This window comes from Flaviaesturariibacter aridisoli, assembly GCF_004343705.1.
In the GTDB taxonomy this organism is placed as follows: domain Bacteria; phylum Bacteroidota; class Bacteroidia; order Chitinophagales; family Chitinophagaceae; genus Flavisolibacter; species Flavisolibacter aridisoli.
This window is the reverse complement of record NZ_SKFH01000005.1, coordinates 1-24,554: the sequence shown is the minus strand read 5'-3', so window position 1 is coordinate 24,554 and position 24,554 is coordinate 1. Positions and strand designations below refer to the sequence as shown.

The window sequence follows — 24,554 nt, the reverse complement described above, 5'->3', positions numbered from 1 at the left end:
GTCAGGGCTTCGTACCGATCCGCGGGCTCAGGTTCACCTTCAGCACCACGCTCAGCATCGTTGCGAACGGCTCGCTGGTAACCGGCTTTGCATACCGAAGGTGCAGCGAGGCCCGGTAGCATTGAAGGCCTAAGCCACCCAGCATTCCGGCATCCACCGCGTGGGGGCCGAACAGCGGCTCCGAAGGCACCTGCTTGTCGGAAAAATACCACTGGTAAGACCCCGACCCCGACAGCGTCATGCGCAGGAACGCGCCCCCTTCCACAAAGGGCTGAAAGCTGCCCGAGCCGAAAGCATAACGCACACTGATGTCGGCAAGGATGTTGGTGTAGCTGATGCTGGCGGTAGTAACCGTCAGGTGCCGCGACGTATCGGTATAGGGCAGGTTCACCGTCTGGTGCATCGGCGCCACGAGCATGTTGAGACCGAAGGTCATGTGGCGGAGGCGGCGCAGCGGCGCCAGCTCCAGGAAAGCCCCGAACACCGGGCCTTTGACGGTGCCGATGGAGCCTTCACTAAGTCCCGGCAGGCGGTGATAATCCAGCGCGCGCAGGCTGATGTCGGATTGCAGGAACCCGATCGCGGGACCCACCCGGAGCTGCATGCTGTAGTCGGAGGGGTCGCGCAGCACCGCTTCGGGCTTGCAGGCGTTGATGTTGCTGAAAAACTGGCTCAGCTCGAGGGCTTCGTACGGCGTGTGGGCCGTAGTGCCGGCCAGCCAATCGCTGCACTTCAGGTCGCGGGCCAGCGCAGCGAGCTCACCCTGGTAGGCCGTAACACCCGCGGTCTGCCCGTTTTCGGTGTACGGCGTATAGGTCAGGGATTTCAGCGTCCCGTTCCTCGGGCGGAAATAGAAGTGAACATAGCCATAGGCATCTACAAACTGGTAGAGCTGGTGACCGCCGTCTACCAGGCGCTCCAGCAGCAGCGTATGCGCCGGAAAGGCGCGGGTGTAATCCGAAGCGACGCGGGCCCCGGGCGCTTTCGACAGCACGGGCACCTCCACCGAGAATCGCTCATAAACAGGTCCGCCGGCGAGCTCCGCGCGGGTGATCACCTCGGCGCCCAGCGGTCGGAACGAGCCGTCTTCGGTTTCGGAAAACAACAGTTCCTGCGGCGTGCCTTTCGACGGGGGAACCTGTACATAGCCTACTTGCTCCGTGTTCCCGATAAAAATCCTTGCGGCCCGCGGTTTTTCCTGTGCGCCGGCGCGCAGCAGCAACAGGAGGCAACAAAGGGTGATGATCCTTCTCATACGTTCGGTTTTTGGTGGAAAGCAATATACGGAATGCAGGCATGCCGCCGCGGGTCACCTGTATGAACTGTACCTGTATTTATACGATCAGCGTATGAGCGCCAGCCGCGCCGTGAGGCTGACACTCCTGCTCTGGAATGAATAGGCGCCAACGAGCGGCTGGTGGTAGCGCAGGTGCAGCGAGCCGAGCGAAAAATACACGCCCCCGCCCAGCACTGCTTCGGTGCGCGTGCCGCCCATGCCGTAGCTGGATTCCTCCCAGGGGGCGTTGGGCGTCGGCGATTCGACAATGAAGTGGGCCACGCCGCCCGTAACGATGCTGAACGCCAGCCCGCCCTCGGCGAAGAAGCGTGCGCGGCTGGCACCAAACAGGCGCCGGGCCACGAGGTCGAACGAAAACTCCTTGTAGGAAACGCTGGCAAAGGGTATCCGCAATACTTTGGAGCCGTCGCCGTTGTTGCCGCCGGCGACGTTCATCGAGGCGGCAATGCCCAGCATCAGGTTGCTGTTCTGGCGGCGGGGGAAGAAGTCGGCCCAGCCGCCTACGATGATGCCGCTCGAATGCACGTGGTCGGCGCCCCCGCCCGGGAAAGTCTGGTAGTAGCTGCTCCGCATCCCAGCGGCCAGCAGGCCGGCGCGCACAACGTGGCGCCTGCGGTTGAGGCGGCCCACCACGCGCGCCGTGCGCCCCCCGCAGGCGTTGAGCTGCTCGAAGAAGCGGATCATATCGTGGGTTTCGTAAGCCACATAGCGCACGCCGCTGCGCTCGCCGTCGCCACAGCCGGCCTGGATGCCAAGGCGCTCCAGGTCGTTGCGGTAGCCAAACTGACCGCGGTCGTTGACGTCCTCATAGGGCTCGTATACGATCGGCTCCAGCAGGCCGCTGTCGCTGCGGTAAAAAAAGTGCGCTACCTGGAACGAGTCGGTATAACCGTAGAGCGCCGGAGTTCCTTCCACCAGCAACTCCAGCAACACTGGCCCTTCAACGTATACCTCGGGCTTATAATCGCTTTTCTGGCGCTGCGATGCGGGTACCGGCAGGATCGCCATCCGCACAACATGCTGCTCTAATACGGTGCTGTCTTCGAGCTCCACACGCAGCAGGTTACCGCGCCCAATGGGCCGGAAGGGACCAGTGGCGGTCTCCGAAAATTCATAGTCCTGTGGCGTGGCAACGGCGGTGCGGTTGCGCACATAGCCTTGTAAGGTGGCGGTGGTCGTTTGCACGCGGGCGCGCGAAACAGCGTTGAGTTGCGCGGATACGGAAATGCCGATGACGAGGAAGCCGAGCAGGAGGTTTAGGGAGCGGAACATGGCTGGAGTTTTAGCCAAAATAGTGATTTCCGGTGGCGCGCGGGTGCGCCGTTCCCGCAAAGGCGCAACGACGCAAAGTGAAAAGGCTTCCTAAAAATGAAAAGCCCGGATCGCGTTGCGATCCGGGCTTTTTGTTCCCCTTCCTCCAGGGAGGCGTGGGTCCGGTTGGTCCGTCGTTATTTCAACACCTCGCGGGAGATCACCAGCTTCTGGATCTCGCTGGTGCCTTCACCGATGGTGCACAGCTTGGCGTCGCGGTAGTGTTTTTCTACGGGGAAGTCCTTGGTATAGCCATAGCCGCCGAACACCTGCACGGCGTCGTTGGCCACCTTCACCGCTACTTCGGAGGCGTAGTATTTGGCCATGGCGGCTTCCTTGGTCATGGGCAGCCCTTTTTCTTTCAGGTCGCAGGCCTGCAGGATGAGCAGCTCGGAAGCGGCGATCTCGGTAGCCATGTCGGCCAGCTTGAAGGCAATACCCTGGAAAGACGAGATCGGCTTGTCGAACTGGTGGCGTTCCTGCGAGTATTGCAGGGCAGCTTCGTACGCACCCTTAGCGATGCCCAGCGAGAGGGCCGCGATCGAGATGCGGCCGCCGTCGAGGATTTTCATGGCCTGCTTGAAGCCGTCGCCCACTTCGCCGAGGCGGTTGGCGTCGGAAATAACGCAGTTCTCGAAGATCATCTCGGCGGTCTCGGAGGCGCGCATGCCGAGCTTGTTTTCTTTTTTGCCCCCGCTGAAGCCGGGGGTTCCGCGTTCCACCACGAAAGCGGTAGCATTGTTCTTGGCGCGGGGTTCGCCGGTACGGCAAACCACTACGGCCACGTCGCCGCTGCGGCCGTGGGTGATCCAGTTCTTGGTGCCGTTGAGCACCCAGTTGTCGCCGTCGCGCACGGCGGTGGTCTTCATGTTGCCTGCATCGGAACCGGTGTTGGGCTCGGTAAGGCCCCAGGCGCCGATCCATTCGGCGGTGGCGAGCTTCGGCAGCCAGCGGCGCTTCTGCTCCTCGTTGCCGAAATACATAATATGGCCGGTGCAAAGTGAATTGTGCGCCGCCACGCTGAGGCCGATGGAGCCGCACACCTTGGCGATCTCCACGATCACGGCCTGGTATTCAAAGTAAGAGAGGCCGGCGCCGCCGTATTGTTCGGGCACCAGCACACCCATCATGCCCAACTGGCCAAGCTGCTTGAAGATCTCTACGGGGAACTCCTGGCTCTCGTCCCACTCCATGACGCGGGATTTGATGTTTTGAAGGGCAAAGTCGCGGGCGGTCTGCGCCACCTGCTGGGTAATCTCGGATGGTTGAAAATTCATAAAGGCAATCGTTGTATGCGCCGCGAAGATAACGGTTGGGAGTTTGGGAGTTTGGGGTTTGTAGCCCGTAGTTTGGCGCTGCCCGCCGGCGGCTCGCCGAAGGTGGGCGTTTGTCGTTGCTGGCGCCGGCGATCTCCGCGAATACCGGAAGCGATTCCAAATGGTTTTTCCCTTCACCCGGAAATACCGGGAGCGAGATCCCGCCGCAAGCGCCGGGATAACGGCTTACGGTCTTAAAGAAAGAAAGGGCGCCGCGTGCGCAACACCCTGAAAAATAGCATTCCGCCTGCGGCGCTCTTCGGAACCTGCACGCAATCGACCCCGCTACCCCATTACCCCATCACTTCCAACCCGTCATAAGCCAGGTGGATCCCCTCCGGCAGCTCGGATTCGATCTCTTCGTGGCGCCCGAGCTGGTGGGAGATGTGGGTGAAATAGGCCCGCGGCACGCCGAGCTCGCGGGTGAGGGCGATGGCCTCAGCGAGGTTGTAGTGCGAAATATGGGGCTCGCGGCGCAGGGCGTTGACCACCAGCACTTCGGAGCCGCGGATCTTGTTTTTCTCTGTTTCGTCGATGCGGTTGGCGTCGGTGATGTAGGTGAAGTTGCCGAAGCGGAAGCCGAGCACGGGCATTTTGAGGTGCCATACCTGCACCGGCAATGCGGGAATGTCGCCCACTGTAAAGGGCTCCGTATCGATCGTGTTCAGTTCTAGGTTGGGCACGCCCGGGTATTTGTTGTCGGCAAAGGCATAGGCGAACTCCCGGATGAGGGCTTCCTGAGTCATGCCATTTGCGTAGAGCGGCATCTGGTGGCCCGTAAAAAAGTTGAAGGCCCGCACGTCGTCGAGGCCGGCGATATGGTCTTTGTGGGGGTGGGTAAACAGCACAGCGTCGAGGCTCTTCACACCGGCGCGGAGCATCTGGAAGCGGAAGTCGGGCCCCGTGTCCACCACCAGCGTCGTTGTGGCCGACTGCACCAGCAGGGCGCTGCGCAGGCGCTTGTCGCGCGAGTCGGGCGAGGTGCAGACGCGGCAGTCACAGGCGATCATCGGCACGCCCGAGGAAGTACCGGTGCCGAGAAAGGTGAATTTGAGCTGCGGCGTCATGAAGGCAAATTAAGTTGAATAAGTATTTTAACCGCGAAGAAAAAAAGAGAACAAGGGTTTCGCGAAGCGTTCATAAAAACGGCTACGCAATGCGCAGCCGTTTTCTTTGCGTAACCACTTTTTTTCTTATTCACTTTGCGGTTCCGACCCTTCTTTTGCTTCAGAATCTTCTTCCGCCTGAGTGCCGCCAGAACCTTCAGAATCCGCCTTGAAGTTCAGTTCCTCCTGCGCCGCGCGGTAGCGGCCCATGATCTCGGAGAACCATTTCTTGCTCTCGGCTGTGAGGGCCTCAGCGTCCACGCGGAGCTGCGGAATGAGGTCGATCATGGTGTTGATGCGGCCTTCCAGCGGCAGGAATTTGTTCAGCACCACCACCTTGCGGTCTTCCAAAATGCAAAAGCCGCTCTGGAAGGAGCCGCGCTCGTAGCGCACGATGTAGCCCGCCTCTTCGGCGACGCCTTCGATCTTGTCGAGGGTGGTCTGCGTGTACTTCATGAGGCGAAAATAGTTTATTGGTTTATTGGTCTATTGGTTAATTGGTCCCTCGACTACGCTCGGGATGACAAAGTACATTGTCACGCTGGGCGCAGTCGAAGCGCTAAACCTTTCTAAACCGTTTTCACTTCCGACTTCCCACTTCCGACTTCCCACTTCCCAACTTTACTTGCTGACCATCTGTATGACCGGCACGATCATCTCCTCCATGCTTACGCCGCCGTGCTGGAAGGTATTGCGGTAGTAGTTCACGTAGTGGTTGTAGTTGTTCGGGTAGCACAGGAACACGTCTTCGCCGGCGAAGATGTAGCTCGAGTTGATGGTTGGCGACGGCAGCCCGGCCTCCTTCGGGTCGCGGAAAGCGAGCACTTCCTTGGGGTCGTAATTGAGGTTGCGACCGTGCTTGTAGCGCAGGTTGGTGGTCGTTTGCTTGTCGCCGATCACCTTCACCGGTGTTTTCACGCGCACGGAGCCGTGGTCGGTGGCCAGCACGATGCGGATGCCTTTGTCGGCGATCTTCTTGAGCGCCTGGTGCAGCGGTGAGTGCAGGAACCAGGAGGCCGTTACCGAGCGGTAGCTCTGCTCGTCGCCGGCGAGCTCTTTCAGCACCTCCATTTCTGTGCGGGCATGCGACAGCATATCCACGAAGTTGTATACGATCACGTTGAGGTCGTTGTGCAGCAGGTTGTGCATGTTCTGCACGAGCTCGAGGCCCGCCTGGTTGTTCAGCACCTTGGTGTAGGAAACCTTGAGGTCGCCCTTGCCGGCGGCCTTGAGCTGCCCGCGCAGGAATTCTTCCTCGGCCATGTTCTTGCCGCCTTCTTCCTCGTCGTTCTTCCACAATTGCGGGTACTTGCGCTCGATGTCGATGGGCAGCGAGCCGGCGAAGATGGCGTTGCGGGCGTAGTGCGTGGCCGTGGGGAGGATGCTGTAAAAGGTATCTTCCTCCACGATGCGGAAGCTTTCGGCGAAGATCGGCTGGATGGCGCGCCATTGGTCGTAGCGCAGGTTGTCTACCAGCAGGAAGAAGAGCGGCGTGCCCTTCTGCAGCTGCGGCAGCACCTTGTCTTTCATCAATGTATGCGACAGCACCGGGCGGGTCTTCGCTTTGGGCGACAGCCAGTCCGTATAATTACGGGATACGAACTTAAAGAACTCGGTATTGGCCTCGCTTTTCTGCGACTGCAGCACTTCCTGCATCTCGGGCGAATCGCTCTGCTGCAGGCTCAGCTCCCAGCGCACCAGCTCCTTGTAAATCCCCATCCACTCGTTGAAGTCGGGGTTGGAGTTCAGCGCCATGAACAGGTTGCGAAACTGCTGCTGGTAGGCCGTGGTGGTGCGCTCGGCCACGAGGCGGCGGTTGTCGATGATCTTTTTCAGCGACAGCCACACCTGGTTGGGGTTGACCGGCTTGATCAGGTAGTCGGAGATCTGCGAGCCGATGGCTTCGTCCATCAGGTTCTCCGTTTCATTTTTGGTGATCAGCACCACCGGTATCTGGTCGTTGTGCTCCTTGATCTTGGCGAGGGTTTCGAGGCCGGTAAGGCCGGGCATGCTCTCGTCCATCAGCACCACGTCCACGAAATTCTCCTTGATATAATCGATCGCGTCGAAGCCGTTCGTCAGCGTCTGCACGTCGTAGCCCTTGTTCTCCAGGAACTTTTTCTGCGATTGCAGGCTTTCAATCTCGTCGTCCACCCATAAAATCTTTGCTAATGCCATGTTGAATTTCCGTTGTAATTGTGCTTTTCAGAATCGAGAGGCGTGAGGCGTCTGGCGTGAGGATCTATGCGGAAAAAAGGTTCACAGTTCACGGTTCACGCTTCACGCCTCACGTTTTTCAAATGTAGCCCTTCGCCACCCTACTTTTGCCTTCTTAACGTTTCCCTGCATGCCCTATGTCCGCAAGATCATCAACGACCCGGTATACGGATTCATAACCGTGGATGATCCCCTGGTCTTCGACATCATTTCCCACCCCTACTACCAGCGCCTGCGACGCATCCACCAGATGGCCTTCGCATCGCTGGTATATCCCGGCGCCGTGCACACGCGCCTGCACCACTCGCTGGGCGCCTACCACCTGATGGGGCTCGCGCTCGCCGAGCTGCGCAACAAGGGCGTCGACATCACTACCAACGAAGAGCAGGGCGCCAAGATCGCCATCCTGCTGCACGACATCGGCCACGGCCCCTACTCGCACGCCCTCGAGCGCAAGCTGATCAAAGGAGTGCACCACGAAGAGATCTCCGACCTGATCCTCCAGCTGCTCAACGAACAGTTCGGCGGACGCCTGGCCACGGCCATGGCCATCTTCCGCGGCGACTACCCGAAGCAATTCCTGCACCAGCTCGTGTCGGGGCAGCTCGACGTGGACCGCATGGACTACCTCACGCGCGACTCGTTTTTCACCGGTGTGTCGGAAGGCGTCATCGGCTACGACCGCATCCTGAAGATGCTCACCGTGCATGAGGGCGAGTTGCTGATCGAGGAGAAAGCCATCTTTTCGGTGGAGAAGTTCCTGGTGGCGCGCCGCCTCATGTACTGGCAGGTGTACCTCCACAAGGCGGTGGTGGCGGCCGAGAAGATGCTGGTACGGATCATCGAGAGGGCCGGCGAGCTCATTGCCGCCGGGATCGAGCTCAACGCCGTTTCCAACAACCTCGACTTCTTTCTCAAGGAGCACCAGCCCGATGGAAACTTCATCCGGCACCTGGAGCGCTTCGCCCAGCTGGACGACACCGACGTGCTCTGCTCGATCAAGAACTGGTGCGGCCACTTCGATAAAGTTTTGTCAAGATTGTGCAAGGGACTGGTGGAGCGCAAGCTGCTGAAAGTGCGTTTCCAGGGCGAGCCCTTTGCCGCCGAGTACGTGCAGGGGTTACGCCGCGAAGTAGCGGACCGGCTGGGGATTTCCGAGACGGAAGCCGCCTACTTCGTGTTTACGGGCGAAGCCCAGAACACGACCTACAACCCCTACGATGAACGCATCCGCGTGCTTTTCAAAGACGGAACGGTGACCGATATCGCCTCCGTAGACAACGCCCTGATCCACCACCAGCTCGCGGCCCCTGTCAAAAAGTATTACCTTTGCTACCTCCGTTAAGCTCTCGTCTGAGCTTGCCGAAGACGCAAAATTCAAAAGTCCAAAGTCCAAAGCTTTCGACCGGCCCGACCGGCAGCGCCCACGATTCTTTTTTTTGAATTTTGTCTTTTTACTTTTTACTTTTAAAACATGCAGTTTACAGCCGCCCAGATCTCTCTATTGCTCAACGGGAAAATTGAGGGGAATGCCGATGCGACCGTGTCGTCGTTCGGAAAGATCGAAGAAGCTACCGAGGGGCAGCTGACCTTCCTGGCCAACCCGAAATACGAGGATTTCCTCTACTCCACGGGCGCCACCATCGCCATCATCAACGAGCACTACGAACTGCGGCAGACCGTCACGCCCACTCTCATCCGCGTGCCCGACGCCTACAGCGCCTTCGCGCAACTCCTGAGCAAATACCAGGAAATGGCCACCCAGCAGATGAAGGGCATCCAGCAACCGAGCTACATCTCCGAATCCGCTAAAATCGGCGCCGACGTCTTCGTGGGCGCGTTCTCCTATATCGGCAACAACGTGAAGCTGGGGGCCGGCACCAAGGTCTTCCCGGGCACCTTTATCGGCGACAACGTCACCATCGGCGACAACTGCCTCCTCCACCCGGGGGTGAAGGTGTACCACGACTGCGTGCTGGGCAACAACGTAACCATCCACGCCGGCACGGTGGTGGGCGGCGACGGCTTCGGCTTCGCGCCCCAGGCCGACGGCTCCTTCAAGAAAGTACCGCAGATCGGCAACGTGGTGATCGAAGACAACGTGGAAGTGGGTGCCAACACCACCATCGACCGCGCTACCATGGGCTCCACGGTCATCCGCGCCGGCGCCAAGCTCGACAACCTGATCCAGATCGCCCACAACGTGGAGATCGGCAACAGCACCGTCATCGCGGCGCAGGCCGGCGTATCGGGCTCCACCAAGATCGGCGCCAACGTCATGATCGGCGGACAGGCCGGCCTCGTGGGCCACATCCAGATCGCCGACGGCTCGCGCATCAATGCCCAGAGCGGCGTTTCCAAATCGCTCAAGGAAGCCTTCTCCTCCGTCACCGGCTCTCCCGCCGCCGATTACACCAGCGCCCTCCGCTCGCAGGCCGTGTTCCGCAACCTCCCCGAGCTGGAGAAAAGGATTTATGAGCTGGAGAAGATCGTGAAGCAACTGACAGCGGAAAAAATTTCAGATCTCAGATCTCAGATTTAGGATTCGGGATCTTGCGACCTTGAGGAACGACTTTTTCGTTCCTCTTTTTTTGTCTTTTTCGCCGCATTGAGTTTCGCTTTCGTCGTTTTACATACGGCCGCGAAAATGGCCGTCAGCTCATTGGCTTCGCCGGTCAGCCGGAGCACCCCCGCGCCGATGATCATTTGCGAATCGCCAATCACCCCGAGCCAATAATGCGATTCGTCTGCTTCTTCCAGTACGACCTCCATCTTATACAGAAAGTCTTTGTCCGACTTGGAACGCCGTGAAGCCCGGTAGTTAGCTCCTACCGAGCCGGCAGACCGGATTACCTGCTTGCCCGTTTCAAAACCGGCCGCATCTTTTGGCAACTCCTTGCAAAGCCGGAGCACGTCCACATGAAATTGGTTCGTTCTTTTTTCCAGTAGCTCGCGGTTCATTTTTTAGACAAAGCTCCAGGCAACCTTTAGTTCCGGCAAAGGAGAACAAACAGTTTTCATCGCTTTTTTAAACAGAAAAAGCCGGTGGTAATCCCACCGGCCAAAAAATCTGAAATCCGAGATCTGAAATCTGAAATCAGCGCTGCGGCTGCACCGCATGCGCTTCACAATGCTCCAGCATCCGCTCCGCGATGGCCACGAGGGAGTCGAAGTGAATGGGCTTGGTGATGTATTCGACGTTTTTGCCGCGGAAGAAAAGCTTGTCGAGCTCGGAGTTGGAGGTACTGAAGATGACCACCGGCAGGTGGGCGAGGGCGGGATCCTGGCGGAGGGCCTGGAAGGCGCGGCGCCCGTCCATCCGGGGCATATTGATGTCCAGCACCACGAGGCAGGGCAGCTCGCCCTGCACGCTGAGGCGGCGCAGGAGCTCGAGGCCGGCGACGCCGTCGGAGGCATGGAGCAGGTTGAACTGCGCATCTACGCGGCCGAGGGCCTCGCGCAGCAGCTGCAGGTCATCCTGGTCGTCGTCCATATACAGGATGGTGTGGGAATGGGTGTCGTGTACTTTCATAAGGTCGACGACAAAGGTCGACTTATCGATTGTTAAAGAGCGGCCAGCATCGCCGAAAGCCCGGTGTTGCCGGTCGAATGCGGATGGGCTCAGGGAAGGCTGGGGGCGTCGGCGGCGCGGCAGAAGTCGGCCAGGCGGGTAACAAGGCTGAGCCAGTCGCTGTACACGTCGGGTTTGGTGATCAGCTCTACGTCGGGGCTTTGCTTTTGCTCGCGTTCCATCAGCTCCCAGGAGGAGGAAAAGTATTTAACCGGGATGGCGCGGAAGCGGGTATCGGCCTGCAGGCAGGCATAGGTTTCCGGTCCCGAACGCACGGGATTCTTCAGGTCCAGCAGGATGAGGCAGGGCAGCGTCGTCGCTTGTTCGCCCAGGCATTGCAGCAACGCTTCCCCATCGGGGAAGGATTGCACCACAAGTCCGGCAGCCGTGGCCACTTCTTCGAACAACTCTACGTCTTCCGCATCATCTTCAACGTAGGCGACATACCGCTGGCCAGCGGGGAACATACACTTCATACGCCCAGACCGCTGCAATTAACATGCCGCGTACCGGGTACACAAAGGCCCGTTCTGAGCGGAAGCGCTTACCCCGAGGGGGCGGAAACGCTTACGCGCCGATTTTAGACGCCCCCCGTACTGAGCCCCCGGTGCAATAAAGCGCCGCCGCTACGCGGCGGGTCGGAACAGCGGGAGCTGCCGCCGGATTCGCCTTCCCACGGGAGAAAATTTGCCTTCCGGGGAGAAACTTTGCTCCCTGGAGCGCAATTTTTCTCTACAGAGAGAAACTTTTCTCCAAAAAGGAGAAACTTTTCCCTCCCGGCAGGCAACTTTTCATCGGAACGAAGAAACTTTTCTTTCCCTGGAGAAATATTGCTCCGGCCGGAGGCAATGTTTCTCCGTTCGCAAGAAACTTTTCTTCCCAAACGGGCTCCGTTTCCCCGGAAAGAAGAAACTTCCTCCTCCCAAGGGCAATCTATGCCCGGAAGCGGCGCTTCCCGGGCTCCAATCAGACATCCTCCACCCGGCAGCAGACCTCCCCAAACCGCCTGTTTTTTAACGCTTTCCGCCTTGTTAAACCCGGCCTTTTTCGGTACATTTGCTCCATCCCGCCGGAGCCATTCCGAAGGACCTAATCCCCAATAAATGAGCGATATTTTAGATACCCTGACCGGCAGCCCGGTAGCTGCCACCCAACCGGCTTACGGCGCCGACAGCATCCAGGTGCTCGAGGGCCTCGAAGCGGTGCGCAAGCGCCCCGCGATGTACATCGGCGACATCGGTGTCAAAGGCCTCCACCACCTCGTGTATGAGGTGGTCGACAACTCCATCGACGAAGCCCTCGCCGGCCATTGCAAGAACATCCTCGTTACCATCCACGAAGACAACTCCATTTCGGTGGAGGACGACGGCCGCGGTATCCCTACCGCCATGCACACGAAGGAAAAACGCTCCGCCCTCGAGGTCGTAATGACCGTGCTCCACGCCGGCGGCAAGTTCGACAAGGACTCCTACAAGGTGTCCGGCGGCCTGCACGGCGTGGGTGTATCCTGCGTGAACGCCCTTTCCACCAAGCTGCACGTAACGGTGTTCCGCGAAGGCAAGATCTTCGAGCAGGAATACCGCATCGGCGTGCCGCAGTACCCCGTGCGCGAGATCGGCGTTTCCGACAAGCGCGGCACCACAGTGCACTTCTGGCCCGACAACACCATCTTCATCACCGACACCTACGTTAAAGACATCCTCGAAGGCCGTCTGCGCGAGCTTAGCTTCCTCAACAAGGGCCTCCGCATCACGCTCAACGACCTGCGCGAGCGCGACGAAGAGTCCGGCCTCACCTATTCGAACACCTTCTACAGCGAAGGCGGTATCGTTGAGTTCGTGGAAATGCTCGACGCCAACGCCGGCCGCACCCCGCTCATTCCCAAGCCCCTCTACGTGGAGGGCCGCGATGAAAAAGCCAACGTAGCGGTGGAAGTGGCCATGAGCTACAACGACTCCTACAACGAGCACATCTACTCCTACGTCAACAACATCAACACCATCGAAGGCGGCACCCACGTCACGGGCTTCCGGCAGGCGCTGACCCGCGTGTTCAAGAAGTACGGCGACGAGCAGAACCTGTTCGAAAAAGCCAAGGTGCAGATCGAAGGCGACGACTTCCGCGAAGGCCTTTCCGCCGTGATCAGCGTGAAGGTGCCCGAGCCGCAGTTTGAAGGCCAGACGAAAACGAAACTGGGCAACAACGAAGTGGCCGGTATCGTAAACACCACCGTAGCCCGGGTGATCGAGCATTTCCTCGAAGAAAACCCCAAGGAAGCGAAGAACATCATCCAGAAGGTGATCCTCGCCGCCCAGGCCCGCGCCGCGGCGAAGAAAGCCCGCGAAATGGTGCAGCGCAAGAGCGTGCTCTCCGGCGGCGGCCTCCCCGGCAAGCTCGCCGACTGCTCCGAGCGCGACCCCGAGCGCTGCGAGCTCTACCTCGTGGAAGGTGACTCGGCCGGTGGCACTGCCAAGCAGGGCCGCGACCGCTCGTTCCAGGCCATCCTGCCGCTGCGCGGTAAGATCCTCAACGTGGAGAAGGCCATGGAGCACAAGATCTACGAGAACGAAGAGATCCGCAACATCTATACGGCCCTCGGCGTGACCGTGGGTACCGAAGAAGACAAGAAAGCCCTCAACATCACCAAGCTCCGCTACCACAAGCTGATCATCATGACCGATGCCGACGTGGACGGATCGCACATCGCCACGCTCATCCTCACCTTCATGTACCGCTATATGAAAGAGATGGTGGAGCAAGGCTACGTGTACCTCGCGCAGCCCCCGCTGTACCTCGTGAAGAAAGGCAAAGACGCCGTCTATGCCTACAACGAAGAGCAGCGCAAGGCCGTGGTGGAAAAGCTCGGTGGCGGCAACGAAGGCGCCGTCAACATCCAGCGCTACAAGGGCCTGGGTGAGATGAACGCCAACCAGCTCTGGGAAACGACGATGAACCCCGAAACCCGCACGCTGAAGCAGGTGACCATCGAAAGCGCCGCCGAAGCCGACCGCATCTTCTCGATGCTGATGGGCGACGAAGTGGCCCCGCGCCGCGAGTTTATCGAAAGCCACGCCAAGTACGCGCGGATCGACGTGTAACCGCACGCAGATCACGCGGATAACGCAGATAATCGGACAAAAGCCTCGCTATGCGAGGCTTTTGTCATTGCGAGCGCAGCTTCCCTGCGCCGTCCTCCGCATGCTCAACCTTCAAAACCTTCAAAACCTTCAAAACCCCCAAAACCATTCTAAACCTTTCTTCGAAGTACCTTCGGTCATGCTTCGCCTCTTCCTGTCCGTACTGCTCCTCCTTTCCGTTCCCGCTTTTGCCCAGAAACCCCTGCGGGGCGTGGTGCTCGACGCCAATGGCGGCGCGCCGCTGCCCGGCGCTTCGGTGTTTTTGAGCAACACCTCCACCGGCACCGTAGCCAACAGCCGCGGTGAGTTCGAGCTGGCCTTTCCCGCCGGCAAATACGACCTCGTGGTGAGCGCCGTGGACTACGAAACCTACAGTCATTCTTTTACGGTGGCCGAGCTGCCGGAGCGCCTCACGGTGCGCCTGAAGCCAAAGGCCAAAGAGCTGGCCGGCATCGTGGTGCAGCCCTATGAAAAGGACGGCTGGAAAAAGTGGGGACAGTTCTTCCTGGAGAATTTCATGGGCACTTCCGATGAAGCGAGGCGCTGCGTCATCCGCAACAAGGAAACGCTCCGCTTCCGCCTCAACCGCGTGACCAACCAACTCACCGCCGTGGCCCGCGAGCCGCTGGTGATTGAGAACAAGGCGCTCGGCTACCGCATTACCTACCAGCTGGAAGACTTCACCTACAACTACGGCAGCCGCGTAGTATCGTTTTACGGCTTTCCATTGTACCAGGAACTGGAGGGCGGCGCCGGCCGCGCGCGCAAGTGGGCCGCCGCCCGCCGTGCCGCCTACTACGGCTCGATGATGCACTTCATGCGGGCGCTGTACCGCAACCGGCTGGCAGAGGAAGGCTTCATCATCTATGCCCTGCGCAAGATTCCCGACATCGCGCGCATCGCGAAGACCGAGCAGTTGGAACAGGGCCGCCTCATCGTGCTCAACAACGGCACCATGCTTCGCAGCGACGAGCCCGACGACACGCTCCGTGCCTACCAGCCGCAACTGGGCCGCGAGCCCGTGCTGACGCTGGTGGACGGCCACCGCCTCGCCGGCGACAACCTCGCCTACGCCGCCGACAGCGCCACCGCCGTGCTCGACTTCACCAATTATATCAGCGTGAACTACGACCGCGCCAAAACGCCCGACGCCTACCAGCGCACCGTGCGCAACGGCAACTACGCCATGCAGTCCGAGCTGTGCCTCCTCAGCGGGCACCCCGTCGTGGTGGAATCCACCGGCTACCACTACAATCCGATGGACCTGTTCTCGAACGGCTGGTGGGCCTGGAATGAAAAGATGGCCCGGATGCTGCCGTTTGATTATAAACCGGAATAGATTTCTGATGTTGGATGCCTGATGTCTGATTTCAGAGACTAACTTTCAAAACCTTTCAAAACCTCCAAAACCCTCAAAACCTTGTATTCCCCTTCTCCCGGCCGTTACTCCAGCATGGAATACCGCCGCTGCGGCCGCAGCGGACTGAAGCTTCCGGCCCTCTCGCTCGGGCTCTGGCACAACTTCGGCGTCCACGACGACATCGACCGCTGCCGCAGCATCGTGCATACCGCCTTCGACTCGGGCATCACCCATTTCGACCTGGCCAATAATTACGGCCCGCCGCCGGGCGGCGCGGAGGTCACCTTCGGGAAGATCCTGAAGCAGGACCTGCTCCCCTACCGCGACGAGCTGATCATCTCCACCAAGGCCGGCTACCCCATGTGGCCCGGCCCCTACGGCGACCTCGGCTCCAAAAAATACCTCGTGGCCTCCCTCGACCAGAGCCTCAAGCGAATGGGCCTCGATTACGTAGACATCTTTTACCACCACCGCCCCGACCCGGACACACCGCTCGAGGAATCCATGACCGCGCTGGATCAAATAGTACGGCAGGGCAAGGCGCTGTACGTGGGCCTATCGTCCTATTCCGCCGAAGAAACGGAGCGCGCCGCCGCCCTGCTCCGCAGCCTGGGCACGCCCCTGCTGCTGCACCAGCCCCGCTACTCGATGCTCGACCGCTGGGTGGAAGGCGGCCTCCTCGACGTACTGGGCCGCGAAGGCATTGGCTGCGTGACCTTCTCCTCGCTGGCGCAGGGCCTGCTGACGGACAAGTACCTGCAGGGCATCCCCTCCGACTCGCGGGCCGCCTCCGGCCGCGGCAACGGCGCCCTCGAGCCCGGCGCCATCGGGCCGGCAATGCTGGCCAAAGTGCACGCCCTGCAGGCCGTTGCCGCGGCCCGCGGCCAGTCGCTGGCGCAGATGGCCCTCGCCTGGGTGCTCAAAGACCCGCGCGTGACGTCGGTCATCATCGGGGCCAGCCGCCCCGAGCAGGTGCTCGATTCGGTTCGCTGCCTCCACCGCCCCGGTTTCAGTGCCGAAGAGCTGACGGCCATCGAAGCAGCGCTGGCCAGCCACCACGGCTGAGCCGGACAAAATATTTTGGCGCCTGTTTTGCGGGAATGCCGTAGATTTAATTCTTACTAAACATTAAAACCCGACCATATGGCTGACGTAAATCTCACCGCGTACAATGTCAAAACCAAAGAAAAGAACGTTCCCATCCAGGACGCCGTAGTAACGAAAACCGCGAAAGGCGCCTATATGGTGCAGGGACACGACGGTAAGGGCAATAAGCTCACGACCCTCTGCAACGAAGAAAAGGCGCTCGCCGCCATCAAAGCCGGCGTTGCCAAGCAAGGCTGGTAAGAAAGCAGGTTAATCGGTCTATTGGTTGATTAGTAAATGGGTAAGAGGCACTTGACGCCGCTGCCATCAACGACGCATTCAAGACCTGATCGCATACAAAAGGTGCTCCACACGGAGCACCTTTTTCGTTTTTGATACGTTTCTCGTGCATAGCAGCCTAGCGTTTGTAAAGGCGGAACGAACGCACGCCTTCCGGTCCATCGGCCTGCAGCAGGTATACACCCGCAGCGAAGCCATCGAGGTCGATCGTTTCCTTTTCCACGAAGCCCGAAGCAACGCGGCTCCAGTCGCGGAGCAGGCGGCCCTGCCCGTCGTAGAGGCGGAGGCGCAGCGTGCTGCCGTCGGCGGCGTGGAAGTTCAGGTGAAGGACACCGGCGGACGGATTCGGGTATACATTCCATTCGTATTGCTCGCTGAACAACACCGGGCGGATGGCCGAGAATTGCCAGGAGCCGTCGGCATTGCGCACGCGGAGGCGATAGTAGCAGGTGCCGCTCTTGCCCGGGCGGTCGTCGAGGTAGCTGTAGCGGCGGCTGCCGGTGGCGGTGCCCAGCGGGTCCACGCTGCCCAGCAGGCGGTACTGGCCACGGCGCAGGGCATCTTCGCCTTCCGCCACTTCCACTTCGTAGCGCGCTACGTTCTCTTCCAGCGCCACGTCCCAGTCCAGGCGGACGGCGGCACCGTTGCGGCGGGCGGTAAAGGAGAGGAAGCGCACGGGCAGCGGCGCGCCCTGGATGCCGCCCGAGTTGAACCAGAACTCCGAAAAATCCTTCACCTTGAATTCGGCATAATAACCACCGTCGTAAGGCACGATCGTGCGCGCTGCCGATCCATAGAATTTCCAGCTGCCGCCCGTGTTGTTGGCGAGGCTCCCGTCTTCGTGCGAAAGGTCGGCGTCGGTGTATTTCGACACACCGAGGTCGAAAGCGGTGCTGGGTTTGGCGCAGCCCGCGCAACCCGTGGCGCTGATCAGCAAGTTCGACTCGCGCTCGCTGAAATAAAGACGCACGGTAACCGAGTCGGCCAGCACCCGCGTGGCGGGCTTGATGCTGAGGCTGCGCCCGAGGTAATACTGGTTGCTGGTGTAGTGCGACACGCTGGTGTCGAAGTAGGCCTGCACGGCGGTGCTGCCGAGATCCTGCCCCTGCGGGTTGATGGAGGCCAGGAGCTTTCCCCCTTCGGTGAAGTGAATCCAATTGCTGCCCGACACGGGTTGGGTGGCCGGCGTACCGGGTGTGGGCCCGGTGTAGATGCCCAGGTTGTCGAAGATGTGTACGTCGTCGATGGCGATGCCTTCACGGCTCGTCGACTCGTCCGAGCTCATGGCGAAGCGCAGGCGAAGGGCCGAAGCGCCCACGGGCAGCGATGCGGAGGCCACGCGCCACACGGTGTAATTCTGGCGGCTCCATACGTTTGCCGACGTTTTGTTGTACCAGTTGGTACCGGTCAGCGCGGTACCGAGTTTGGTCCAGGTGGCGCCGTCGAGCGAGTACTCGACCCAGGCCGCATCGCAAACGGTGCTGCCGCAGTCTTCGAGATCCAGCACGAGGCTGAAGCTGAGGGTCGGGTTGCTGAGCCCGGACAGGTTGAAGCAGGGCGAGTAGAGGCAGGATTCCTCGCGGTCGTTGTAGTTGCCGCCGAGGCGCGTTTTCCAGGCCTTCACACCCGAGGCGGCACGGGCGATCTTCGCCGACTGCGGCGTGCCCCATTCCCACGAAGAATTCTTGCCGCCGCTGTACCAGTTGCCGCTGCTGCTCTCGAAGTTTTGGAGGTAAGGAAAGGTGCTGTACACCGGCGCGTTCACCAGCGACAGCGACAGCGTATCGTTTTCGTGCACGTTGTCGCCACCCATGTCGGCCAGCACCTGCACGGTATGGGCGCCGGGTGCCGAAAGATCGGCGCCGGTGGCGAAAGAGAAGTCGGCGCTGGCGTTGGCAGCGAGGGAGGGATAAGTTTCACTCACCCAGGCGCCGCCGTCGATGCGGTAGCGCAGGGGGATGTTGCTGAGCGTTCCATACGAGCTGTTGCGGATGCGGGCGCTGATGGTACTCGCATTGGTAAGGCCACAGGCATTGGCCACAGGCGCCAGGATGCTGAGCAGCTGCACGTCGTTCACCGCTTCGTAGAGGCGGATGTCGTCGAAAGTATAGCCGCTGCCCCCGTAGAGGTCCACCGCGGGGTAGGTGCCGTACTGGCCCCAGCGTACCTGGAAGCTCGAACTGAAGTTTTGGCCGGCGGCCCGCAGCAGGCGTCCCACCTCCACACCGTTCACCACGGTTTCGGTGCCGGCGTCGCCGCCGTTGGCGCCGAGGTCGTATACTTCCACCCAGGTGGCGCCGTCGTTGCCGCGTACCCACACTTTGTTGGCCGCATTCAGGTCCTCGCCGTGGTTACGAAAGGCGAAGCCGAGGCGCAGGTCGCTGGTAGCGGTATCGTAGGCGGAAAGGTTGAAGGTGCCGACCAGGTAGTTCGTGCTGTTGCTGCCGTTGAAGCGATCCATGTCGAGCGTTACGGCGCGGGTGCCCGAGTGGGCGAAACCGCTGTTGACCCAGGTGCGCAGGCGCGCATAGCCCGAGTTGCGCTGGAAGTCGAAGTGATCGTCGCCCTCGATGCCCACCTGGTCGAAGCGATAGCTCACGTTGGCCATGCCTTCGAGGTCGTCGGTAAAGGGCAGCGTGAGCACGGGGTTGGCGAGTTGCTTGATCACCACCGTCAGCGTGTCGTTGGCGGCCACCGGATCGGTGCCGTTGTTCTTCACCACTGCGCGGATGCTGTACGAGCCCGCGGCGCTGAGGTTGATCTTGTTGGTGAAGTTGTAGTTATACGTAGCGCCGGCGTTGATGCTGGCGGCCACGGCCTCGCTCACCCACGCACCGCCATTGACGCTGTATTTCATCGCAAAGCCGGTGATGGCCGCGTCGTCGAGGTTCTTTACCTGCACCGACAGCGTGCTGACGGCGCTGAGGGCACTGCTCGTATTGAGGCGCCCGTTGACCGGGCCGGTGACGGCATTCAGCTTCAGGTCGCCGTCGGAAAAGCTGCCGCTGCAGGAGCCGTTGTTGGGCTGGCGCGACAGGGCCACCGAGCGGCGCCCGGGCTGCCCGCCGATGCGCGGACGCACGGCCACCCAGTAGGTTGTGTCGGCACTGAGGCCGCTGATCACATAGCTGTTGGCCGCGGTGGTTCCCATCGAAACCATTTCATCGCCGCGAAGCATCATCAGCTCGTAATCGGTGGCGCCGCTGACCGGCGTCCAGCTGCAGTTGATGTAGCCCTCGCACTGGCTTGCCGTGGCGGCCATCGTCAGCACGGGCAGCGTGGCGATCACGAAGGCATTGCTGCTGCTGCTCAGGCCGGTGCCCGATTGGGTGATGCGCACTTTAGCGGCACCCGTAGCTACCGGGGGCACGGTCCAGGTATAGATGCGGCGTGCGCCGTCGAGGCCGCTGGCAATCCCGTTCCAGCTGGCGCCGTTGTCGGTGCTGTATTCCAGCGTAAAGGTCGCCGACGGGTTTCCGTAGGCCTCCCAGTTCAGTTTAACGATGTCGCCGGGTGCCCAGCCTTCGCCGCCCACGGGGTTGGTCAGCTGCAGCGAAACGGGCAGCGCATCCCAAACGAGGTAGTAGTCCTGGCTGCCGCCCTGCGTGATGGCGGTGCCTTTCACCCGAACGGTGTAGTTGCCGGCGGGCGGCGCGTCGATCACTACTTGTTCGAGGTTGTTGAGGTGATCGGCACCGGTCAGGGCGGCGCTGCCGAGGCTGCCCATGGACGTATCAAGACGAAAAGGGAGCACCGTGTTGTTGGACAGGTTGACCACTTCGAGGTCGAGGTCGTTGACAAGTGTTTTGGAGGCAATGAGCGAGGCCGCGGGGTCGTGCCAGTAAAGCAGCACCTTCAGTTGCGCGCTGTTGGCGGGTACGGCGATCGAATGGGTGGCCGTGGCCGAAGCCGCCACGTTGGCCGCGAGGTAGTGATTGTTTTCGAGCATATCCACGCTGCGCAGCAGGTTCATGAACCCGTAACCGTAGTTGTAGTCGGGGCCGTCGGTGCCTTTGTCGGTGGAGCCGTTGCAGAGCACGGCTTTGATCAGCGCGCCCTTCGGGTTGGCGCCGCTGTGCAGCTGGCGGTAGCGTTGAATGAGCAGCCCCATTCCGCCGGTGACGGCCGGCGCCGACATGCTGGTGCCCTGGTTGGAGCCGTAGGTGTTGCCGGCTACGGTGGAGATCACGGCGGCACCCTGCGTCACCACTTCGGGCTTGACGCGGCCGTCGCGCACGGGGCCGCGGCTGCTGAAGGAAGACACGAGGCCCGAGTCGCTGGTGGCGCCGACGGTAACCACGTTCTTGGCGCTCTGGTAGCCGCCGTACACGGTGTGGTAGCGCTGCGGAAAGGGCGCACAGGTGGAGGCGCCGCTGTTGCCGGCGGCAAACACGTGGGTCAGCTCGGGCAGGTCGAAGGCCTGCTGGTCGAGGGCCTGCGCGTAGATGTCGTAAAGGCCCATGTACGAACACTCGGCGATGTTGCCGTAAGAGTTGTTGGTGAGCACCATGCCGTAGTCCTGGTGGTAAGTGGCGGCGTTGGAGAGGATGCCCGAGTAGAACGACGACACGATGGTGGCCTTGGGCACCATGCCGCGGTACAGCTCGTTTACGATGCCGGCGCCGGCAAGGGTGCCGGTAGTGTGGTAGCCGTGGCTGGTCTGGGTAAGCACCGAGCGGTCGATGAGGCGGCCGGTGAAGTCGGGGTGCGATTGCACATCGGCGTCGTCGCCGATGCCGAGCACGAGGCCCTCACCGTTGAGGGCGCGGCCGCCCTGCGCCAGCGGCGCGTTGAGGACGTTGGCGCGGGCACCGGAGCGGTTGTTGAAATTCAGTCCCTGCACCGGCTGCTCGGCCTGCACGTAGTCTACGATGGGAAGGAGCGCCAGCTCGCGGAGGCGGGCTACCGCCACCTGAAGGCCCACGATACGCCAGGTAAGCCAGTCGCGGTTCGTTATGAAAAAGCCGCGCGTTTGCAGCTCGGCGAGGGCGCCGGCCACGGGCGTTGCGTCGGGGATGCGTACCAGCACGTTGACGGTGCCGGTTACTTTCACGGCCCAGGCGGGTACCGTCCCGCTTCCCAGCAGCGGGTCCATCTTCTGCTCGGCGCGGAGCGCCCAGATGCCGCGTACGCCGCCCTGTGCCAGCAGGTTTTCGCTCAACGGCAGGCGCACCTGCGCCGTATAGGCGCCTTCGGGCACATATTGGAGGAGCTCCACGCCGCCGCCGAGCAGCCATTTGCGTTCCGCGTCGGTGGGAATGCGGTCAAACTGAAGCACCAGCTGCGCCCGTCCACCCACGCGGGGCAGGGTCCGGTTGAAGGAATCCACCAGCGCGGCGCTGAGGGCGGGCACGGCCTGCGGGCCGGTTTTGAGCAGCAGGGGGCGACCCTGGGCCCCGGCGGGGACGGCAGCGGTGAGCAATAAAAAGGAAAGGAGGCAGCGGGTCAGGCGGTTCATCGGCACAGGTATCTATATTAAAAATACGAAAGGACCACGGGAAGGGATGGGCGCATTCGGCAAAAGGGGGGTTTAGGGGGTTTAGGAGGTTTGAAGGTTTAGGGGTTGGGGGCCGGGGAGCAGTGCCGATGCCGGTAAATGGGCGGGAAAGTCGTCGGGGCTCCGCCGCCCAGTTGCCGGAAATGGTGCCGGGGGCCTTGCGGGGCCCATCAAACACCTTCCTTCAGGCGCCGTCATCCCGTTCGCCTGCGAACGGGATCTGTGCCCGTTGGGCACCCGGCTCCAGCCCCTCGGGCTGAAGCCCGAGGCAAAAAAAAGGATGCCGCTACGCGGCGGTACAGGTCGAAATCATTTTCCGGATGGCATTCAGACGTCTACCGGGGCATTGTCGAGGCACCTTTTGCCGAAATGTCATATAACACCGCCAGAATTTACTTTGTCAGCATCGGAATACGATTCGCTTGCCTCGGAATAGACTCTGTCGCCTCCGGAAACGACAGAGTCAGCATCGGAAACGACTGGGTCAGCTTCGGAAACGACTGTATCAACTCCGGAAACGACTGTGTCAACTCCGGAAACCGTTGTGTCGGCGCCGGAATGGCAGTTTCGCCTGCCGGAAAGGCGTGTGTCGGCTCCGGAATGGCAGTGAGGGCTGCCGGAATTTCATTCGGCAGGGCCGGAATAGACTTCGTCGGCACCGGAATACACATTGTCGCGACCGGAATACACTTCGCCGGCGTCGGAATACACTTTGTCAGCATCGGAATATGTTTCGTCAGCGTCGGAATACATTTGGGAAGAACCGGAATATACTTTGACGGAACCGGGAAAGACTTTGTAAACCGCTGGAAACACTTGGTCATTGACAGGAGAGACTTTCCGCCCATTGGAAACAGTTAGCTTTTGGTTGGAAATACCGCGCCGACCGTTGGAGACACTTTGACTTTGATTGGAAACACTTCGTCAATGGCTGGAAACATTTTGACCAGACCGGAAAGACTTTGCCGGCTATTGGAAAGACTTCGCCTTCAGTTGGAAACACTTCGCTTCAGCTGGAAACGGTAATGTCAGCTAAACTGTGTCAGTTGGGTTATAAAGATATTGGCATTCGGTCGCCGAAGATGATTTTGAGTTGTTGTGCGCTTTGGGCCCAATTGGGCAGGGGCATGGTCCATTTTCGTGCGATGCGCTCCTGTGCCAGGTAAATGAGCTTCAATAGCGCCATGTCATTGACGAAGGCTCCTTTTGTTTTGGTGACCTTGCGCAATTGCCGGTGATAGCCTTCGATGGTGTTGGTCGTATAGATCACCCGGCGTACGTGCTCCGGGTAATCGAAGAAGGTGGAGAGCTTATCCCAGTTGGTCTGCCACGAGTTCACCACCAGCGGATACTGCTTTGTCCATTTGCCTGCAAAGGCTTCCAGGGCGCTCTCCCCAACACTTCGGTTCACGGCCCCATACACCGCCTTCAGCTCCTTTAGAACAGCACGCTGGTCTTTAGAAGCTACATATTTGGCGGAGTTGCGCAACTGGTGGACGATGCAGCTCTGCACGTCGCAATACGGATACACCGTCCTGATGGCATCGTCAAATCCGCTCAGGTTATCGATACAGGCAATCAGCACGTCCTCTACCCCGCGGCTCTTCAGGTCTGTAAGGACCGAGAGCCAGAAGCGCGCTCCTTCCGACCCGCTCACGTAGCAGCCCAATACCTCCTTGTGGCCCGAGGGAAGGATGCCCAGTATATTATACAGGCAGCGCGTCACCACCTTACCGGACTCCTCGTCCCGCACTTTATAGTACATGGCATCCAGCCACATAATGGGATAGACGGGGTCCAGGGGCCGGCTCTGCCAGGCCTTCACCGCAGGAACCACCCGGTCGGTGATCTCGGATAAGACCGTGTGGGAGATCTCGGTGCCGTACATCTCTTCGATATGCCGCGAGATATCCCGAAGCGACATCCCCAGCCCGTACAAACCCAGAATCTTTTCCTCGAGGTTATCGGCCAGAATGGTTTGCCGCTTTTTGACCAGGTCCGGCTCAAAGGAACCCAGGCGGTCGCGGGGCGTGGATAGTTCGATAGTGCCGGCGGCGGTTCGAAGCTGCTTACGGGAAAAACCGTTGCGCCGGTTCGCCTCCCCTTCTAAATACGGCTGTTCTTCCTTCAAATGCGCGGCGAGTTCCCCTTCCAGGGCAGCTTCCAGCAACTGCTGCAGCAAAGGCCCCAGGGCGCCCTCCTTGCCAAAAACCGCCTTCCCGCTCATAAACTGATCCAGGGCCTGCTGGCGAACTTCCGGATCAAGGCCGGACAACAAATCCTTCTTTTCCTTTTTCATAAACTGTTTTAAAGATGAGAAATCGTCTCAACCTGACACAGTTTAGTTTACACTCTC

The 24,554-nt window shown here is 60.4% G+C and carries 18 protein-coding genes; 7 read left to right on the top strand and 11 right to left on the bottom strand.

The features are described 5' to 3' along the window. Nucleotide 1 precedes the first annotated feature (1 nt). The 6 genes from E0486_RS04855 to porX form a co-directional block, all read right to left on the bottom strand. The gene (locus tag E0486_RS04855) at nucleotides 2-1,255 is read right to left on the bottom strand and encodes a hypothetical protein (protein WP_131851019.1); all 1,254 of its coding nucleotides are present in this window, start codon (nucleotides 1,253-1,255) and stop codon (nucleotides 2-4) included. Between the two features lie 87 nt (nucleotides 1,256-1,342). Further along, on the bottom strand, nucleotides 1,343-2,569 hold the full coding sequence (locus tag E0486_RS04850) for a hypothetical protein (protein WP_131851018.1): 1,227 nt from the start codon (nucleotides 2,567-2,569) through the stop codon (nucleotides 1,343-1,345). Between the two features lie 176 nt (nucleotides 2,570-2,745). After that, nucleotides 2,746-3,885 (bottom strand): acyl-CoA dehydrogenase family protein, encoded by a 1,140-nt coding sequence (locus tag E0486_RS04845; RefSeq protein WP_131851017.1) that lies wholly within the window; start codon nucleotides 3,883-3,885, stop codon nucleotides 2,746-2,748. Nucleotides 3,886-4,217: 332 nt separating this feature from the next. After that, nucleotides 4,218-4,991 (bottom strand): MBL fold metallo-hydrolase, encoded by a 774-nt coding sequence (locus E0486_RS04840; protein ID WP_131851016.1) that lies wholly within the window; start codon nucleotides 4,989-4,991, stop codon nucleotides 4,218-4,220. Between the two features lie 126 nt (nucleotides 4,992-5,117). Next, nucleotides 5,118-5,486 carry a hypothetical protein gene (locus E0486_RS04835; protein ID WP_207906200.1) on the bottom strand — a complete coding sequence of 123 codons (369 nt, stop codon included), beginning with the start codon at nucleotides 5,484-5,486 and terminating at the stop codon, nucleotides 5,118-5,120. Between the two features lie 165 nt (nucleotides 5,487-5,651). Further along, nucleotides 5,652-7,208 (bottom strand): T9SS response regulator signal transducer PorX, encoded by a 1,557-nt coding sequence (gene porX, locus E0486_RS04830; RefSeq protein ID WP_131851015.1) that lies wholly within the window; start codon nucleotides 7,206-7,208, stop codon nucleotides 5,652-5,654. Nucleotides 7,209-7,377: 169 nt separating this feature from the next. Here porX and E0486_RS04825 point away from each other — a divergent pair, with 169 nt between their 5' ends. Next, a complete protein-coding gene (locus tag E0486_RS04825; RefSeq protein ID WP_131851014.1) occupies nucleotides 7,378-8,592 on the top strand; it encodes an HD domain-containing protein in 1,215 nt (404 codons plus the stop codon). A gap of 129 nt (nucleotides 8,593-8,721) precedes the next feature. Beyond that, nucleotides 8,722-9,789, top strand: coding sequence for a UDP-3-O-(3-hydroxymyristoyl)glucosamine N-acyltransferase (lpxD, locus tag E0486_RS04820; protein WP_131851013.1), 1,068 nt, complete (start codon nucleotides 8,722-8,724; stop codon nucleotides 9,787-9,789). On the opposite strand, the gene E0486_RS04815 is transcribed toward lpxD, so the two are convergent. The 3 genes from E0486_RS04815 to E0486_RS04805 all read right to left on the bottom strand — a co-directional run bounded on the left by E0486_RS04815 (nucleotide 9,786) and on the right by E0486_RS04805 (nucleotide 11,294). Beyond that, nucleotides 9,786-10,208 carry a four helix bundle protein gene (locus E0486_RS04815; protein WP_131851012.1) on the bottom strand — a complete coding sequence of 141 codons (423 nt, stop codon included), beginning with the start codon at nucleotides 10,206-10,208 and terminating at the stop codon, nucleotides 9,786-9,788. The genes lpxD and E0486_RS04815 overlap by 4 nt on opposite strands. A 136-nt stretch (nucleotides 10,209-10,344) precedes the next feature. Further along, nucleotides 10,345-10,779, bottom strand: coding sequence for a response regulator (locus tag E0486_RS04810; protein WP_131851011.1), 435 nt, complete (start codon nucleotides 10,777-10,779; stop codon nucleotides 10,345-10,347). 89 nt (nucleotides 10,780-10,868) lie between these two features. After that, nucleotides 10,869-11,294, bottom strand: a complete 426-nt coding sequence (locus tag E0486_RS04805) for a response regulator (RefSeq protein WP_131851010.1) — start codon at nucleotides 11,292-11,294, stop codon at nucleotides 10,869-10,871. 627 nt (nucleotides 11,295-11,921) lie between these two features. Between E0486_RS04805 and gyrB the strand changes: the two genes are divergently transcribed. From gyrB to E0486_RS04785, 4 genes are all read left to right on the top strand, one after another. Next, on the top strand, nucleotides 11,922-13,916 hold the full coding sequence (gene gyrB, locus E0486_RS04800) for a DNA topoisomerase (ATP-hydrolyzing) subunit B (RefSeq protein WP_131851009.1): 1,995 nt from the start codon (nucleotides 11,922-11,924) through the stop codon (nucleotides 13,914-13,916). Nucleotides 13,917-14,094: 178 nt separating this feature from the next. Next, nucleotides 14,095-15,294, top strand: a complete 1,200-nt coding sequence (locus tag E0486_RS04795; protein WP_165917195.1) for a carboxypeptidase-like regulatory domain-containing protein — start codon at nucleotides 14,095-14,097, stop codon at nucleotides 15,292-15,294. A gap of 81 nt (nucleotides 15,295-15,375) precedes the next feature. Then, on the top strand, nucleotides 15,376-16,380 hold the full coding sequence (gene mgrA, locus E0486_RS04790; RefSeq protein ID WP_262709620.1) for an L-glyceraldehyde 3-phosphate reductase: 1,005 nt from the start codon (nucleotides 15,376-15,378) through the stop codon (nucleotides 16,378-16,380). Nucleotides 16,381-16,458: 78 nt separating this feature from the next. Next, nucleotides 16,459-16,662, top strand: coding sequence for a hypothetical protein (locus E0486_RS04785; RefSeq protein ID WP_131851007.1), 204 nt, complete (start codon nucleotides 16,459-16,461; stop codon nucleotides 16,660-16,662). Nucleotides 16,663-16,819: 157 nt separating this feature from the next. On the opposite strand, the gene E0486_RS04780 is transcribed toward E0486_RS04785, so the two are convergent. After that, nucleotides 16,820-22,159 (bottom strand): S8 family serine peptidase, encoded by a 5,340-nt coding sequence (locus E0486_RS04780; protein ID WP_131851006.1) that lies wholly within the window; start codon nucleotides 22,157-22,159, stop codon nucleotides 16,820-16,822. Between the two features lie 408 nt (nucleotides 22,160-22,567). Here E0486_RS04780 and E0486_RS04775 point away from each other — a divergent pair, with 408 nt between their 5' ends. Continuing rightward, complete coding sequence (locus E0486_RS04775; RefSeq protein ID WP_131851005.1) at nucleotides 22,568-23,059, top strand: hypothetical protein; 492 nt, start codon at nucleotides 22,568-22,570, stop codon at nucleotides 23,057-23,059. 190 nt (nucleotides 23,060-23,249) lie between these two features. Here the strand turns inward: E0486_RS04775 and E0486_RS04770 are convergent, their stop codons facing one another. After that, nucleotides 23,250-24,497, bottom strand: a complete 1,248-nt coding sequence (locus E0486_RS04770) for an IS256 family transposase (RefSeq protein ID WP_131851004.1) — start codon at nucleotides 24,495-24,497, stop codon at nucleotides 23,250-23,252. Nucleotides 24,498-24,554 lie beyond the last annotated feature (57 nt).